This is a genomic window from Tissierella sp. (assembly GCF_032104385.1).
Lineage (GTDB): Bacteria > Bacillota > Clostridia > Tissierellales > Tissierellaceae > Tissierella.
Window position 1 is genome coordinate 1 of sequence record NZ_DAMCHJ010000027.1, and the last position, 16785, is coordinate 16785.

At 29.2% G+C, this 16785-nt stretch carries 15 protein-coding genes; 13 read left to right on the forward strand and 2 right to left on the reverse strand.

Annotation, left to right across the window (positions count from 1 at the left end; translation table 11 throughout):
* The first annotated feature begins 696 nt into the window (after nucleotides 1–696).
* From RT714_RS15505 to RT714_RS15535, 7 genes are all read left to right on the forward strand, one after another.
* A complete protein-coding gene (locus RT714_RS15505; RefSeq protein ID WP_313758873.1) occupies nucleotides 697–828 on the forward strand; it encodes a hypothetical protein in 132 nt (43 codons plus the stop codon).
* A gap of 347 nt (nucleotides 829–1175) precedes the next feature.
* Complete coding sequence (locus RT714_RS15510; RefSeq protein ID WP_313758874.1) at nucleotides 1176–1517, forward strand: hypothetical protein; 342 nt, start codon at nucleotides 1176–1178, stop codon at nucleotides 1515–1517.
* 157 nt (nucleotides 1518–1674) lie between these two features.
* The gene (locus RT714_RS15515; protein WP_313758875.1) at nucleotides 1675–1986 is read left to right on the forward strand and encodes a hypothetical protein; all 312 of its coding nucleotides are present in this window, start codon (nucleotides 1675–1677) and stop codon (nucleotides 1984–1986) included.
* 94 nt (nucleotides 1987–2080) lie between these two features.
* Entirely contained in the window at nucleotides 2081–2359 is a 279-nt protein-coding gene (locus tag RT714_RS15520) for a hypothetical protein (RefSeq protein WP_313758877.1), read from the forward strand.
* A 253-nt stretch (nucleotides 2360–2612) separates the two neighbouring features.
* A complete protein-coding gene (locus RT714_RS15525) occupies nucleotides 2613–3101 on the forward strand; it encodes a hypothetical protein (protein ID WP_313758878.1) in 489 nt (162 codons plus the stop codon).
* A gap of 356 nt (nucleotides 3102–3457) precedes the next feature.
* A complete protein-coding gene (locus tag RT714_RS15530; protein ID WP_313758880.1) occupies nucleotides 3458–3787 on the forward strand; it encodes a helix-turn-helix transcriptional regulator in 330 nt (109 codons plus the stop codon).
* Between the two features lie 331 nt (nucleotides 3788–4118).
* Nucleotides 4119–6188 carry a methyl-accepting chemotaxis protein gene (locus RT714_RS15535; RefSeq protein ID WP_313758882.1) on the forward strand — a complete coding sequence of 690 codons (2070 nt, stop codon included), beginning with the start codon at nucleotides 4119–4121 and terminating at the stop codon, nucleotides 6186–6188.
* Nucleotides 6189–6339: 151 nt separating this feature from the next.
* Here RT714_RS15535 and RT714_RS15540 read toward each other — a convergent pair whose 3' ends face one another.
* Complete coding sequence (locus RT714_RS15540; RefSeq protein ID WP_313758883.1) at nucleotides 6340–8805, reverse strand: FtsX-like permease family protein; 2466 nt, start codon at nucleotides 8803–8805, stop codon at nucleotides 6340–6342.
* Nucleotides 8802–9482 carry an ABC transporter ATP-binding protein gene (locus RT714_RS15545; protein ID WP_313758884.1) on the reverse strand — a complete coding sequence of 227 codons (681 nt, stop codon included), beginning with the start codon at nucleotides 9480–9482 and terminating at the stop codon, nucleotides 8802–8804. The genes RT714_RS15540 and RT714_RS15545 overlap by 4 nt, the downstream gene beginning before the upstream one ends.
* A gap of 132 nt (nucleotides 9483–9614) precedes the next feature.
* On the opposite strand from RT714_RS15545, the gene RT714_RS15550 reads away from it, so the two are divergent.
* From RT714_RS15550 to RT714_RS15575, 6 genes are all read left to right on the forward strand, one after another.
* Entirely contained in the window at nucleotides 9615–10268 is a 654-nt protein-coding gene (locus tag RT714_RS15550) for a response regulator transcription factor (protein ID WP_313758885.1), read from the forward strand.
* Nucleotides 10269–11318 (forward strand): HAMP domain-containing sensor histidine kinase, encoded by a 1050-nt coding sequence (locus tag RT714_RS15555; RefSeq protein WP_313758886.1) that lies wholly within the window; start codon nucleotides 10269–10271, stop codon nucleotides 11316–11318.
* A 42-nt stretch (nucleotides 11319–11360) separates the two neighbouring features.
* A complete protein-coding gene (locus RT714_RS15560) occupies nucleotides 11361–12293 on the forward strand; it encodes a D-alanyl-D-alanine carboxypeptidase (RefSeq protein WP_313758888.1) in 933 nt (310 codons plus the stop codon).
* A 603-nt stretch (nucleotides 12294–12896) separates the two neighbouring features.
* Nucleotides 12897–15902: an insulinase family protein gene (locus tag RT714_RS15565; RefSeq protein WP_313758890.1), complete on the forward strand. Its 3006-nt coding sequence runs from the start codon at nucleotides 12897–12899 to the stop codon at nucleotides 15900–15902.
* 124 nt (nucleotides 15903–16026) lie between these two features.
* Nucleotides 16027–16302 carry a hypothetical protein gene (locus tag RT714_RS15570; RefSeq protein ID WP_313758892.1) on the forward strand — a complete coding sequence of 92 codons (276 nt, stop codon included), beginning with the start codon at nucleotides 16027–16029 and terminating at the stop codon, nucleotides 16300–16302.
* A 29-nt stretch (nucleotides 16303–16331) separates the two neighbouring features.
* Nucleotides 16332–16785 (forward strand): recombinase family protein (locus tag RT714_RS15575; RefSeq protein WP_313758894.1); only part of this gene is annotated, 454 nt, incomplete at its 3' end.

Below are 16785 nucleotides of genomic sequence, written 5' to 3' on the forward strand. Positions count from 1 at the left end.
AATTCCGAGTATTATATTTGGTTTCTTAATTAGTACTGTATTAGATATTCTATTTGATAAAGATAATTAATGAACATAATTTATATTATGCATTGTATCGGTAGTATTAAATGAGGCAAAAAATACAATTTAAAACTACAATTAGTTTATTTATGGGTAGAGATGTAAAAAAACTTTTCAAATAGAGAGGCAAAGCAAATTGACGATATTAGTGAAGGAGAAGGTACAAAAGTTGATGGAGAGGGAGATATAAACAAACAGATAGGAGATATGAATTAAATATATATGAATGAGGTAGACACTGCTATTATGCAGTGTTTTTCTTTGTAGAAAGGAGAATCAGATAAATTTCCAACTAATGTTCGCCTTCACTTTGGTAAGGTTTCTAAAATAAGCTATAACGGTGTAAGGGCATTGTCACCTAGTACATCCAGTTATTCATTTGTAAACCTAGGACAAGAAATGCCTAGAATATTAAGTACAAATGGAAGTAATAATATATAAGCTATAAAGAAGTATTTTTGTTCTGAATATACAATAGAAAGAATTGAAGATATAACGGGTATGAATTACGATACTCTAATCATGGAGAGTATAAATTATTTCTCGAATCCATAGTATATTACATATTTCAAGATATAATGATAGCTACAACTGGCTTGGGTAAAGTGGACAACTCCAAGTACAGAGCAAAACATGACAATACATGTAAATTTTAATGGTTCCGGTGGAACCGCTAAATCAATTATAAATATTAAAATTGTAGATTTAGATAAAAATCCTTCGACGAATCCAGTAACTAATGACAGAAATGATACCTTCTCTTAAGTACCTATTCCAAGAAGAGAAGAAAAGACAAATGTATATGGAGTCCTTGGTGGCAGGAATATTGGGTATGGTATAGTACAGGAGAAGACTCAGGATATTAAAAGACTCCTTGGAGTTTACTATGAACAAAATGTAACTACAGAAAAACATGAAGATTATGATGGGGAAAGATGGGTTGTATTTGGTGATGAGTAAAATAAGGAAATATAGGTTTATTTGATAAAATCTATATGATAAAATAGACACAACTATGAATTAATAATTATATTTAAATACAAGAATATGAATACAGGCATTTAATAATAGTAAAGTTTGCAGCAATTCTTTATAAGTTAGGAGAATATAATATGGACAAAATAAGTATAGATGACTTTATAAAAATATTAGATGAAGATGTCGTAAAAAATAATTCATGTATAGAAATGAATTTCTATGTAGAAGGGGACAAAGATTATACGGATTGTTGGCTAGGTAAAATGTTTAATAAATCTAACTTAACAGAAGAGGTATACTGGTATGGGTTAGTAGATAATGGGTCGCAAGCCTATGATTATGATAACCAAAAAGATTTTTTAGAAACCAAAGTCTTTAATGGGAAAAGTATTTATGAAATATTTGAAAAAATACACTGGCATTCATTAGATGGTTGTAGCCTAAAAGAAAGACTAGGTTATTACCTAAATGATTAGTAAAATTTTAATAGAGCTGAAGATACAATTTTATTTAGATTAAGAAATAAATATATGCTTCACATAGACTTAAGTGAGAAATATCCATATCTAGAAGATGATTCTGATAGAAATGGATATATAGAATTCTGGAATGAGTGTAATAGGAGGATAGGCTATGAGAAGGGAATTTGAGATTAATGGATGTATAGAGGTGCCAATGGAATTATCTGAAGATGAGTTTTGGGATAAATTTATTGATTTTGTTGAATCAAATAATTGGTATTTTGGAGGGGGAATAAGGGAAATTATTGATGGATTCTATATTAATGATGATGGTACAAAGGGTGAAAATTGCTTAGATGAAGACTTTAGAATACTTATTTTGAAAAATCAAAGAGATAAAGCTTTAGAATTATATATGGGTATAATAAATAATGATTTAAATGAGGCTAAAATATATATTGAAAATCTAAGCAAAAATATGTAGATTTTACTTATTATTAACATGATTTATGGCATATATGAATAATTATAATGAGTTGAATAACATAAAATGAGGGGAAGTTATTAACGTGCAGATTGTGATATCATTTATAATTTTTGTTATTGCTTTCATAAGCTTTAATTGGCTAATGAAAAAGATTGAGATTCGGGAAAAACTCTTGAAAAAAGCTAGAAAGGTCAAATATTATAATTTTACCTTGGCTTGTATGTTCTTTTTATTTATGTTTTTATTAGAATATGGGAAATATTCACTATATGAATTATATGGAAGAAGAAATTGGATAAGTATTGTTTTTGCAGGAATTTTAGGTTCTATTTATGTTAACTTTGTTCCATTTATATTTAAAAAGGACTAATGAATATAATCTATATTTGGTGATTTGTGAGATGCAAATATAATTATTTAAGTATATGAGATTATTTGATAATGTATGCTTATAGGGACAAGGGGAATGGACACGAACCTTTGATTAATAAGAAATTAAAAAGATATATTATAGATTTAGGGGCAATATTGTAATAGTCTACCATTTATTGTCTTGTCACTATATAGTTACAGTATAGTAGATTTATGTTCAACTAATTTATAATTAAAGGGAGGTTTATTTCATGAAGAAGAAAAACAAGAATATATGGACTGTGATTATAATTATAACTATAAGCATTATGATATTATTTTCATTAAGCTATCTTAAAAAAGATATTTGGGATGTAAATGCTGAACAATTGAGACATTCATTTGATATTATAAGTGGCACTGCTGTCATTGATGACTTATACAAATGGACACCTTTTGATTGGGATGTGATGTATAGTTTTAGACCATATGTATCAAAAGAGAGAGTGTATGAGGTTGTTGGATATAAATGGGACAATATAAGTGAAACTGTAAATGAGAATATGAATCAAATAGTATTTCTTAAAGATAATGAGGTTGTATGTTATTTATACGGATACCCTAATAATACTGAATTAGAATTTGACTTTGGTGAATATGAAGGTGATTATATAAAATTTAATTCAAATGATTTGATACCTTTTAATAGTACATTTGATGATGAAAATCAGATTAGATATTTTAATTATATTGAAGAGTAATCACTTCGCATTCTTTATATACTATACATTAGCCATAGCCTTACATAGAGCGTGTATGGCTTTTTAATTTGAAAAAAATAGTTTTTAATGTGTAAAAAGGCAATCAATAATATGTATATAAGGTAATCATATGGAAAAGTTGTGTTTAAGGATTAAGTAGGATGAACCTTAAAAGATAAATATAATAAAAATCAAAGGAAATCCATAAGAATGAAAATTCATATTACTAAACTCGTGTAATCTTTGTGCAATTACATATCCTATAGAGTTGATGTAACGCTTATAGATACTGTATTAGAATTAGTCAAAAAACTATACTAAAGGTATTAGAGTAACTCTATTAGGAAGGTGAAAAAATGGATTTATCAAATATAGGAAAAAGAATTCAAAATCGTAGAGAAGAATTAGGGATGAAACAAGAAGAGTTAGCAGAGTGTGTGAGCTTAAGTCCTAATTATATGAGCGCTATTGAGAGGGGTGTTAAGATCCCTAGATTAGAAACATTTATACGGATTGCCAATGCCTTGGAAGTATCGACTGATATACTACTTGAGGATGTTTTAGTTAAGGGTAATGAAATAAAAGCCTCTAATCTTTGGAAGGAAATAAATCACTTGCCAAGTAAAGAGCAAGAAAGGATCCTACGTGTGATAAAAGTAATGGTTGAGATGGAAACAAATAACTAAAATAAAATTTTCGACAAATTATATCATTTTACAATAAATATTAACTCTAACAGTGTTATTATAACTCTATATGTGTTATAATAATATCGTTCTAGAGAAGTTAGACATATATGCTACGGCTCTTCAGGGAACCTTCTCTGAATAATTTTGTAGTTTTCTTATTCTTAAATGAATAAAAGCGCATGCTTATTACTATTTTCTACAATATTTTTTATATTTTAAATTATAATCTATAGAAATTTAAAATAAATTTAAAAATACTTAAGAGATAGTAGAAGTATGTATTTTATAAATTATAGATAACAAAATACAAAATGAAAGGGTGGAAAACTTGGAGAGCAAAGGTTTAAGAAAAAATTTAACAAAAATTTCAAGGGAAAATACAAAAAAAGGTTCAATTAAGAAGAAGTTAATTTTAATGCCATTATTAATTGTGCTTATAGCCATAGTAGGAGTGACGATTACTTCTTCTTATATGATGAGGGAAGGCTTGCAGGAAGAAATTAAGCACAATATAGAATTTATATCTGAAACTGTTATAGGAAGGCTTATACAAAATTCAAAATTATTAGAAACGCTAAATTCAATGCTAGAAGTTAGAATCAGTGATGTGGGAAAAGCTGTTATTAAGAATGAAGATAATATAAATAATGATTTATTACGAAAAATATCTAATGAATTAGGGGTTAATGAAATATCTTGGTACGATAAAGAAGGTAGAATTATTTATTCTACCATAGCTGACAATATAGGATGGGTAGCAACAGAAGGGCATCCTGTATATGATTTCATCAAGAATAATGAAAATGAAGTATTTGAAGATATTAGAAAAGATACGTTGTCAGGTGATTTTGTAAAATTTGGATACATTAAGGGATCAAATGGAAATTTTGTTCAAGCAGGGATAACCGCCAATGAAATCAAGAACATTGAAGATAAATTAAGCTATCAAAGTGAAATAGAAAATATAATGTCTCATGAAGACATAATTGATGCAATCCTGCTTAATAGGGGCATGGAGATAGTTGCTAGTAGTGATAAAACCCTTATAGGAGAAGTATTTCAGGATGAAGGAATCAGGATAGCTGCAGAGGAAGGTACTATACATTTTAGTGAATATTTTCATCCTGAGAAGAAAGAAAAAGTTTATGCAATAAGCATTCCTTTAATCATTGAGGGGAATCATATGGGAGCATTACATCTAGATTATTCCGTGGGAGATATGCAGTCGATTATCTATAAAAATGTTATTACACTTAGTATTTTAAGTATAATAATTTTCATTTTCTTAGGAATTGTTTTACACAGAATGTCAAATTCTGTAGTAAAAACTATAGATAAATTGAAAGAAAAATTAGGATTTATAGCATCAAGAGATTTATCTAATCCTATACCAAAAGATTTAATGAATCAGAATAATGAGCTAGGTGAAATATCTGAAGCTATAAATAAGACGCAAAATGCTATGAAAAATGTTATACAAAATATATTAAATATGTCAGGGCAAGTGGCAGCTGCTTCCCAACAACTCACTGCAACAAGTGAAGAAACAACTGCAGCTGCCAATGAAGTAGCAGTAGTCATTGAAGATATTGCTCATGGTGCAAGTGAACAAGCAAAAGATATAGAACAAGGGAACTTTTCTATTTTAGAACTTGGAAACTTAATAAGGGATAATAGAAATATGATGAAGGAATTAAATACCTCAGTAGGAAAAGTAAATAGTTTAAAGGATGAAGGACTGGAAATCTTAAAAGATCTCGTAGAAAAGATGGATATTAGCAGCAATTTAGCTGGTCAAACTCAAGAGGCTATTCAAAGCACTTATGAAAGTACAGAAAAAATTGCTAATTATAGTGAGATGATTGAGAGTATATCTGAACAAATAAATTTATTATCTTTAAATGCAGCTATAGAAGCAGCAAGGGCTGGGGAATTAGGGAGAGGTTTTGCTGTAGTCGCAGAGGAAATAAGAAAACTTGCAGAAGAATCCAATAAGTTTACAGGGGAAATTACAAATCTTATAAATGAGCTAACAGCTCAAACAAGGAATTCGGTTAATATTATGAAAGAAGTGGGACAAATTGTTTTTTCTCAAGCAGAAAGTGTGAATACAACGGACGATAAATTCAGGGGAATAGCAGAAGCAATAGAGATAATGAGGGATATAACTCATAAGGTTAGTAATTCTAGTGATGAAATGGAACAGAAAAAAGAAAGCATTATATCTATAATAGAAAATTTATCGGCAATCTCTGAAGAAAATGCGGCAGAAACTCAGGAAGCATCAGCCTCTGTAGAAGAACAAACTGCTTCTATGGAGGAAATAGCTAATTCAAGTGAAGAGCTTGCAAAAATAGCAGAAGATTTAGATGCACAATTAAGAGTGTTTAAGCTATAATAAGATGCTAGGTACTCTTAAAACTTATTAAGTACAGCCTTACACACTGTGTAGGGCTTTTTTGGTACTATAAAAGTTTAAAGGTAAACAATAAAATAGAAAAAGGTATTTCATGGCTAAAATTAATTAGTTATAAAACACCTTTTTTATTTTAAATTATTTCTCTTTTATAGTTATTATACATTTTTGATATAGATACATATATTAGAGCAATATATCCAAGTATAAATATATAATTGATATTTGTTAATATATCTATAGCAGTAAAGACTTTTGAAGACTTAGATACTATAATAGCTAATATAATTAATAGAATAGGCATTGAAGATATAAAACTAAATAGTATCTTGTTTTTTTCTCGCTTTAATATATTCTTCAGTAATGTCTCATCCATTCCTATAGATTTATATAGTATTAATTCATTCTTTCTTTTTAAGAATAAATTATAAAAGGCAAAATAGCAATTAGAGAATCCTACTACAATAAAGAATACACTAAAGAACATAGCTAGTACATTTCCTATTATAGTTCTTTTTTGGATTAAGTTATCTTCATCAACTTTTGATACCAAACTAAAATCTCTATCTTTAAAATAATCAAGAGACATACCATTTATCATAGTCTGGTCTTCTTCAATATTAGCAGATTTAATAGCAATATATTCAAATTGATCTAAATCAGCAATTCTTTCAAAGTTGCTAAATAGTTTTATATACTCAGATTTAGGCATATAACAATTTAATCTATTTTTATATATAGGATAATCAAAAAGTGGTGTATAAATTTTATCTTCTACATTTAAAACAAACTCATATCCTCTAGTATCTAGAACATTTCCATACTCTGAAAGGGAAAGAGTTTCTATATCTTCTTTAAGGAATTGTTTATCTGTAATCCTTGATGCTGGAATATTAAAATTATCTCCAACAGTATTTAATAATAGAACTCTGTTACCCTTATATTTACTAGGATCTAATCCTGTTTTAGCTACCAATTCATTGAATTTATTATCTTCTAATCCAATTATATTAAGCCGTGTATTTTCTAAAGATATAATATTTTCTTCTAGATTATTTAAACTGCCAGAGTTTTTAAAATCATCATCAATTAAATTTTCATTATAATCAATATATACTGATTGACTTCTAAAGTTTACAAAATCATCTATATTAAGTGATTTTATATTATTAATTAAATCTTCATTTAAAGGATTTATAGTAGCGTATTCTCCTTGGATACCATAAGTTGTATATCTATCAACATTATTATATTTTTCCTCTAGAGAATAGTATGTTATTATTGTCATAATAAAAGCCATTAAAATAAATCCTAATTTTAAAGTTATTCCTGTAAATTTAAAGCTTTTCTTACTATTTTTATAAAATTGTTTAGATAAATTTTTTTCTATATTACCATTATATTTAAGATCATGTTTTTTATAAGATTTAGAGTCTATTTCTCCTTTTAACCCATTTAAAATAGAATTTTTCTTAAGTTTCTTTATAGGTTTCTTTGTACTTAGATAGATTATTGCTGAGCTTAAAATATAAATAAGTATTGCAAATTTAAAGTTTAAGCTTAGATTTAAATTCATAGTACTTTCAAGAATTTCTTTAGATTTAGAAAAGTACATTTCAACCTTATTTATAGCAAAAAATAGTAGTTTCACTATTCCAACAGATGAAAACATACCTAAAAGTATTCGTATTTGAGAGATATATAATGCTTTTAGTTTTATTATTTTATTAATATCTCCATTAGTTGCACCTATAGCTTTTAATTTGGAATATTCTTGTATAGATTTTGCTTCTTGTACTAAAAATAAGTTTGTAATAATAGAGTGAAAAAGTATTATTAATATGAAGAATAAAATCAATACAATTACTTGGAAAGTATGATCTTTTAATAAATTATCTTCCGGATCAAAAACAAAGGATCGATCTAAATACATTAAATTGTAGTTATACGTAATATACTCTGTTTCTAGATTGTTTACTATTTCTTCACTTAAGCTATAAGTTTTGAATATATTTTTATACCATATAAATGGAGAAAGTTCTTCTCCACTTTCTAAAAGTTTATCTTGTTCTACATTTAAAAATATATTATAGAAATTTTGATATTCATAAGTTGTATCGTAATAAATACCTGAAATTATATAATTATTACCATTTACTTCAAGGGTATCACTAACATTTTTATTAATCTCTTTTGCCATATCATTACTTATCATAATTTCATTAGGTTTAGGAAGATTACCTTCTTTCAACCAAGATTCAATAGTAGAAAGAGCGTTATTATCCATTTGGGATAATTTGGTTTTCTCTTTGGATCCAAAACCTTTGTCTATAACTTTATTATTAAATAATCCTAGTTTCTTTATATATCTGTTTTCTCGTAAATTTTTTGCATCATTACTAGAAATACTATTTACAATTCTGAAGTGATAGCCTCCTGTGCTTTTACCTATTATATCTCTATAACATTTGTAGTATGATGAAACACCAAAAACAAAAGTAGAAAGAATAACTACAGCTAGAAATATAGTAATAATTGTTGAAGTATAAGATTTTTTATTTAAGCTTATATCTCCTTTTACATATTCACGTAAAATCATCTTATCACCTCGTTACTAATGATTAGTCCATCTTCCATACGGACTATTTTATCAGCAGATAGAGCAACTTCTTCATCATGAGTAACTATTATTATAGTTTGATTGTATTTTAGGTTTGAAAGTCTAAAAATTTCTATTATATCCCTAGCATTTTGTTTATCTAAATTACCAGTTGGTTCATCTGCTAATATTATACTAGGCTTATAAATTAAACTTCTAGCAATTGCTACCCTTTGTTGTTGTCCGCCAGAAAGCTTATCAGGGAATACTTTTAATTTAGATTGAATACCTAAGCTCTTTATTAGATCATCAAAATATTCCTGATCTATTTTTTTATTATCCATTAAAACAGGTAATTTTATGTTGTTTTCTACAGAAAGATTAGGAATTAGATTGAAAAACTGATAAACAATTCCCAGCTGTCTTCTTCTATAAAGAGCAAGACTATTTTCATCTAAATTTGAGATATTTGTATTTTCAACTTTAATTTCTCCAGATGTAATGGTGTCTATGCCTGATAATAAATTTAAAAGGGTGGATTTGCCACAGCCACTAGGACCCATTATTGCAACCATTTGACCTCTTTCAATAGAAAGATCTATTCCTTTTAATGCTTCAACCTTAATTTGTCCCTCTCCATACATTTTTTTTAAATTTTTAATTTTTAATATTTCCATATATCTTACCTCCTAGAAAGAGCATACAATATGAAAATGACTTTTACGTGACAATTAAATAATTTAATCTAATACTTACCTTAAATTTATTGTATACTAGATTTATTGATATAATAACTTTGAGGTGATATATTGAAAATATTTTTACTGGAAGATGATGAAACTTTAGGATTTGGAATAAAAACATATTTAGAGAATAGTGATTACAATGTGACACATGCAAGCTCTTTAAATGAAGCGAAGGAAAGATTTAATTATGATTTTGATTTAATAATACTAGATGTAAACTTACCAGATGGTACAGGCTTTGATTTTTTAAAATTATATGATATAAAAACTACTCCAATAATGTTCTTAACTGTTAATGATTCAGAAGAGGATATAGTTAAGGGATTAAATATTTCTGATGCATATATTACAAAGCCTTTTAAGTTATCAATATTAAAAGCTAAAATAGAAAGTATTTTAAGAAGAGTTGAAGAAAAGGATGAAAAATTGAATTATAAAGGATTAGTTTTAGATGAAAAAAATTATATATGCTTTTTAGATGGTATAGAGATAGAACTAACTGTAAAAGAATATGAACTATTAAGACTTCTTTTAAAAAATCGTGGTAATACATTAACGAGGGAAAAAATATTAGAAGATATATGGGATATAAGTGGAAACTTTGTAGAGGATAATACCCTTTCAGCAACAATAAAAAGACTTAGAAAGAAATTAAAACAATATAGCTACACTATAGAGACTATAAGAGGAATAGGCTATAGATTTGTGAGGGATTAAATGGCTTACTGTATAATGGTTTTTTTAATAATTAATATATTAATATTTGTATTAGATAGACATTTTTATATAACAATTTCTAATATTTTAGAATTTAAAAATATAAATAGCGAAGAAGTTTTAAATTCATTAGGTTATTATAACAAGAGTATATTTACAAATAGAATATATGGTGTATTACTTAGTATATTCATATTCTTCCTTATATACGGGCTATATAGCTATAATGAAAAGAAAAAGAAACTTGAATATAAAGAAAAAATAAAAAAACTTGAAGATGATTTAACTAGAATAAATAGTGGGGACTATTCAATAGATATTAAAGAAGATGATGACGAATATAGTTCATTAAGAGGTGAAATTTATAAAATAATTATAAACTTAAAATCTCTAGAAGAAGAAGCTAAGAGGCAGAAATTAACATTAAAAAAAGATCTTTCAAATATTGCTCATCAATTGAAAACACCAATAACATCTATTGGATTTATGGTGGAGTTAATAAATGAAGATAGAGAAAATACAGAGATATATTTAGAGAAACTTTATTCAGAGTTAGAAAAACTTAAAAACTTTACAGAGGTACTTCTAAAGCTTTCGAAAATAAATTCTAATGCTATAGAGTATAAATTTAAAGAACTATCTATGCTAGAGATAATAGAAGATATATTGAATAGTTTAAATAGAGATGGAAAGATAAATATAGAATATCATGGAGAAGATTTTTATGTATTAGGAGATGAAGTATGGCTTTATGAAGCCTTTTTAAATATAATAAAAAATTCTTTAGAACATACACGAAATACTGTAAGTATAGAATTGACTTCTAATCCTATTTATAAGGTTATAAAGATATCTGATAATGGTAGTGGAGTACAAGAAGAAATATTAAAGAGAATTTTTGATAGGTTTTATAGAGGTGATACATCCTTACCGGGATATGGAATAGGATTAAATCTATCAAAATCAATTATAGAAGAACATAATGGAGATATAATTGCTTTTAATGATAATGGATTAACTTTTGAAGTGAAATTCTATAATGTCACGTAAAAGTCACTTTCATATAGTAATCTCTTATTAGAGGTGATTTAAATGAAGAAAAAAAGATATTTTAAAAAATTGGTAATGGTAATCTTAACTATAATTGTATTATTTAAATTAACTACATTTTTAGATTTAAGTAATCTTATAGGAATTGAGACAGAAAAAAGCTCTATTGAGCCAAGTAGTGAATATATTAGTATAGAAGATATTGTGTCTAAAAATGCTGTAGTAATAGAGAAAGATAAAGGAAAAATAATTATGGGAAAAAACTATAATGAAAGAATCCATCCCGCATCAATGACTAAGGTGATGACAGCAATGGTAGGTATTGAAAATATTAGGAGTTTAAATGAAAGAACAAATATTACACAAGATATTATAGATTATTGTATTACTAAAGGATTAAGCGTTTCAGGTTTTGAGCCAGGGGACAATCCTAAAATAATAGATTTATTATATGGAATACTTTTAGAGTCAGGAGGAGAGTCTAGTATAGCTTTAGCTAGATATGTTTCTGGTACGGAAGAAGAATTTATTAGTTTAATGAATGAAAAAGCAAATGAATTAGGAATGAAAAATACACATTTTTCCAACTCTACAGGAATAACAGATAGTGAAAATTATAGTACAGCTGAAGATATAGGGATACTTTTTGAATATGCATTAGGAAATAAGCAATTCAAAAAGATAGTTGAATCAAAAGAGTATGAGGCTCGTGGAGTAAAGGGAGCTTTTACTAGGCATACTGTAAATAACCATCTTTTTTTAAAAAGAAGTGTGTTAGATATAGATAAAAATTATATTAAATGTGGTAAAACAGGATATACGGAAGCAGCAGGATTGTGTTTAGTAAGTTCTGGAGAAGTAAACAATAGAGAATATATAGTAGTTACAGCACATGCAGATGGAAATAGTCAAACTGAACAATACAATTTAACCGATACAGAGAAAATTTATAATAAATTAAAAATATCAGACTAAAAAGATAAAATTTAAATTGTATCTTTTTTAGTCTTCATCATTAAATAAAAAGAAGGTTTCTTTACATAATAAAAGTAATTGAAAATCTTCATAATCAGAATTTGGTTCTATGTTAGATTCTATAAATTGATCAATTACATTACCAAAAGAGTATTTTTATCTATAGCAATTACTCCCTTCATATATTAATACGAATGAAATTAATATATGTCATATATTATGTATAAAGTATCATAACTCTTAGAAATTATGGAAATTAGTGGGAGTACGCTTGTGAGAAGGCAAAATGAAAGTAATAATTGTTAAAAATAATAAATATATGAATAAGATGGCTATCAAGAGGGGGTGTTATTTTGAATATAGAAGATAGAGATTTTAAGATAGGTTTATTGAAAGAGTTTTGGGATAGAAGAAATCAAGAATTAGTACCAGCTTGTGATAATGAAATGAGAATAAAAAACAAAAATTTTTAATATTTTATAATTTGATAGCTCAACTTTAAAAAAATTTAAGATTGATTTGCAAGATATTTTAAAACCATGACCTATACTTACCAGTATCCGTCCATAAGTCTACATAAATCCAATAGTTAGGAGAATCACTATGAAAATTATTCCGAAATCATTCGTTAGTAAACACAGTTGCGCCATATTGCTATCAGTCAGCCTAACTCTGTCAGCCTCGACTTCTGCCTTGGCATCAGTAGTTAATGAAGGAGTAGTACCCAATGCTGTTGCTGAGACAGTAACTCTATCTAGTTCGACATTCGACCCTACCATTTTAGGAATTGATGTAACAAAATATGGATTTACATTTGTTAAGAAACAACAGTTAAATAATCAACAAACCGCGTATTTATTAATGCATAGCTCAGGTGCACAAGTGCTCTATTTAGACAATAACAGTAAGGACATGTCCTTTTCCATCGGATTCAAAACACCGCCTGAGGATGATAAGGGAGCGAACCACGTACTAGAGCATGCGCTTCTTTGCGGCTCAGAGAAGTATCCATCGCGAAATATCCAAATTTACTTTCAGGGTAATTCCGTGGCTAGTTTATTGAATGCTTTTACGACTGATGATTATACCATGTATCCCTTTATGACCAGGAATCAGAAGGATTTTGAGAATTTAGCCGATGTGTACATAAATGCTTTATTAAATCCTATGCTTTTACATGAAAAGAACATTTTTCTGCAGCAGGGCGTACGCCGAGAAATCAAAAATGGACAAGTTCAATATAACGGGGTCGTATACAACGAGATTAAGGGGAGTATGAATAGAGGTGGCGACATCAATCAATCCTTGATGGAACAACTTTATAACAGTCTTTATGGCGGAACCTCTTTCCTTTTTACGAGTGGGGGAACGTTAGAAGGGTTAGAGCAGCTCACCTATAATGATGTCCTTAAAGTATATCACCAATACTATAAGCCTTCTAATGCGCTCATATACCTCTCAGGCAATCAGGACTTGAATTGGACATTTGATGCCATTCATTCTTATCTGTCCCAATATAAACCTGAGCCCAATAAAGATATCAGCTTTAACGCAAAGCCTAATATCCCTTTAGGAACAGTAAATATAGCCCTTCCAGGAGAGAATAAATCAGATTCGTACGGTGTCGGTCTGCTATTTGCAGGTCCTTCCATGAAAGATTCAAAGGCTGTGGCTGCAATGAACGTTATATCAAGCCTAACGAATAAGAAGGTGTCGAAGGTTTACCCAAGCTTGTTAGAGTTCATTGGGAATGGGAGAGGAATATTTACACAAGGAATTCTTTTTCCAGATATTACGGCTGCTGAGAAAGAGCAAGTCATCACGGATTATATGCAGACGCTGAGAGACTTCGTGGAGTACGGCTTTAACCGTGAAGAGCTTATTGCCCAGATAGATCAAAGTATTGAAAATTCAAGCAATAGCAGTGATTTGAACAATATAAGTAATGTGATGGATGGCTTTACATACGCTGGTAATCCGTTGCTTTATCTGAACCAAGCAGCTTACTATAACGAGTTTAAGAAACCAGAAAGTGAGATCTATCTGCAAAACATCGCCAAGCGCCATCTCCTTGATAACCCATATAAAAGTACGGTTATAGCAGGCGGCAGCCAGACTAAGTCAGCTGCCAAGAAGGACACCTACAGGAAAAAATTCAGCAAGGATGAACTGGAGACCATTGAACAGCAATCCAATGCCTTTGAGAAATGGTTGGCGACGCCTGAATCTGCTGAAATTTTACAAGTCAATCCCAGACTCGAACTTGAAGATTTCAGACAGTTCTCATTTGAATTCAATGTTACGAAAGAGGTCAGCCATCCAATTGTTTACACACATACTAACTTTGACATGAATGGAGAGTTCGCCATCATCTTAGGGTTTGATCAATCTGTTCTGGAGACTTCCCAGGTGGTTGAAGCCAAATTGCTGGCTGATGTCTATAATCAGGTTCTACAGGAACGAAACATAAAAGGAATTAGCTTCTTCACCACAACCTATGGCAAATATAACGACAATGGGGAATATCATCCTACGTTAAATGTTATGATTCGTGGCAAAGAAACTGAATTCAGGGATCTATTGAAGTTATTGACAGCGGTCTTAAGTGATTCAAGCTTTCTTAACTCTGGCAAATTGGAAGATCATCTGAAGGAAATTGAAAAAAATGTACACTACAATGTGGTAGACAAAGCTTTCATTTATAATTATGCCATAGCTGGTCAATCTGCAGCTAATCGGTATAACACCTTGGCCGATGGTCCTACAGGTATTGGCTCTATGTCATATTTACGCTATCTGCAAGGAGTTAATTCAAGTAAAGACAAGCAAAAAGCAGCATTGAAGAAAATCTCTGCTATTGGAGAGAAGGTATTCAATCGCAATGGTTTAGTGATAGATATAAATGGCAGCAGTTCCTTATACAGTCAAGCTAAAGAAGCGATGCTGCCAGTACTATCTAAGTTGAACGGCAAAATATATCCTAAGCCAACTATCGAATTGCCTGCAGTTCCAAATTCTGTAGCTCTTGTCGACCAAAGCCGTAAGGAGAATGTAGCTACTCTTATGCAGGTGGGCAATCTCACTAATTCCAATATTTCCTACTCAGGCAAATTGAGAGTTCTGGCCAAATACTTAGAAACGTATTATCTGATGCCGACGATGCGTGATGCAGGCGCTTATGCTGGAAGCATGCAAATCTACAAAGATAATAGTGTGCTGCTAAATGCTGCTCGAACTCCGGATATCGTAGCATCCATTCAAGCTTTTGAAGGGCTCGGCAAATTTCTGTGTGAATCGAAGCTGACTAAGCAGGAACTAGATAGCATTATTATCAGTACTGTAAATGAATTTGATTTATTCAATAGTACAGAGAAACGCTATGTACAAGGCATCGGTGCAAAAATGTATTACGAGAAATATTCTAAAGCTGACCTAAAGCGTGAACGTCAGGAAATTCTCTCAACAACCTTAGACGATTTGAAGTCTTATGCACCAGCCCTTGAACAATTGATCACTGAGAAACAGGTTTTTATTCAGGCCAATCAAACGATGATTGATAAGTCAGGTATCAAATTTGAGAGCATCATCAATTTAGATAACTTGAAGTAAGATTTACTGTCCTAAATGTTCCCGAGACACAACTTTATCTTTATGTAGATTGTATTTTTGTAAACTTAACTTTCGCAGAGCGAAAATCTGTATACAACATATAAGAGATAAAGATAAATGTAGTATGAAAGCAGTAAGAGATGATATTATAAAAAATGTATTTATGACTATGTGGAATAAATTAATAAGCAACTATGAATACATTTTGGAGCTATTTCTAGAATTCTTAAGAAACTTAAGAACTGATAAAGAAGAGTTAAGTATACTAAATAATAAAATAATGGAACTAATAGAGCAGAGTCAAATCCTAAGTAGAGTAGTATCGAAAGGGTATATTGAGTCTGCTGTTTTTATAGAAAGACAAAATCATTGTAAGGAAAAATCAAGAGATTACCTTTAAATTAATTAATAATCTAGAGTTAACATAGTATGCAGGAAAGTGAGGTGACAGATGTGCAAAGACATATGCCAATAGGATATAAGTTAATAGATGGCAAAGTGCTTCTTGATGATAAGAAAGTAGAAGTTGTACAGAAAATATTTAGAGATTACTTAAATGGAACATCTATGATTGGCATAGCAAAAGAATTAACAGTAATAGGATTTCCTAATGCAAACAATAAACTTAGTTGGAATCATGGCTCTGTAGGAATTATATTAGAAAATCCAAATGAATTGTTTAGTGAATTTTTGGATAATAAAAAGATAATTGAAATACAAGGTAGCATAAAGAAGATACAAAATAAAACAACTCAAATAAAAGTTGACTTGGTTCAAGAATCATATCGGGTTTATTATGGCTATGTAAATAAAGAACAATTACTTTCTTGTATTGATAGACTCTCAGATGATGAAAAATTTTTTATTCATCTGCGATTTCTCA

What these genes read in the sequence shown, in the direction of transcription:
- RT714_RS15570 (WP_313758892.1), top strand. Translation starts at nt 16,027, where the DNA reads ATGAAAGCAGTAAGAGATGATATTATAAAAAATGTATTTATGACTATG.
- RT714_RS15540 (WP_313758883.1), bottom strand. Translation starts at nt 8,805, where the DNA reads ATGATTTTACGTGAATATGTAAAAGGAGATATAAGCTTAAATAAAAAA.
- RT714_RS15515 (WP_313758875.1), top strand. Translation starts at nt 1,675, where the DNA reads ATGAGAAGGGAATTTGAGATTAATGGATGTATAGAGGTGCCAATGGAA.
- RT714_RS15505 (WP_313758873.1), top strand. Translation starts at nt 697, where the DNA reads ATGACAATACATGTAAATTTTAATGGTTCCGGTGGAACCGCTAAATCA.
- RT714_RS15565 (WP_313758890.1), top strand. Translation starts at nt 12,897, where the DNA reads ATGAAAATTATTCCGAAATCATTCGTTAGTAAACACAGTTGCGCCATA.
- RT714_RS15560 (WP_313758888.1), top strand. Translation starts at nt 11,361, where the DNA reads ATGAAGAAAAAAAGATATTTTAAAAAATTGGTAATGGTAATCTTAACT.
- RT714_RS15525 (WP_313758878.1), top strand. Translation starts at nt 2,613, where the DNA reads ATGAAGAAGAAAAACAAGAATATATGGACTGTGATTATAATTATAACT.
- RT714_RS15545 (WP_313758884.1), bottom strand. Translation starts at nt 9,482, where the DNA reads ATGGAAATATTAAAAATTAAAAATTTAAAAAAAATGTATGGAGAGGGA.
- RT714_RS15530 (WP_313758880.1), top strand. Translation starts at nt 3,458, where the DNA reads ATGGATTTATCAAATATAGGAAAAAGAATTCAAAATCGTAGAGAAGAA.
- RT714_RS15510 (WP_313758874.1), top strand. Translation starts at nt 1,176, where the DNA reads ATGGACAAAATAAGTATAGATGACTTTATAAAAATATTAGATGAAGAT.
- RT714_RS15555 (WP_313758886.1), top strand. Translation starts at nt 10,269, where the DNA reads ATGGCTTACTGTATAATGGTTTTTTTAATAATTAATATATTAATATTT.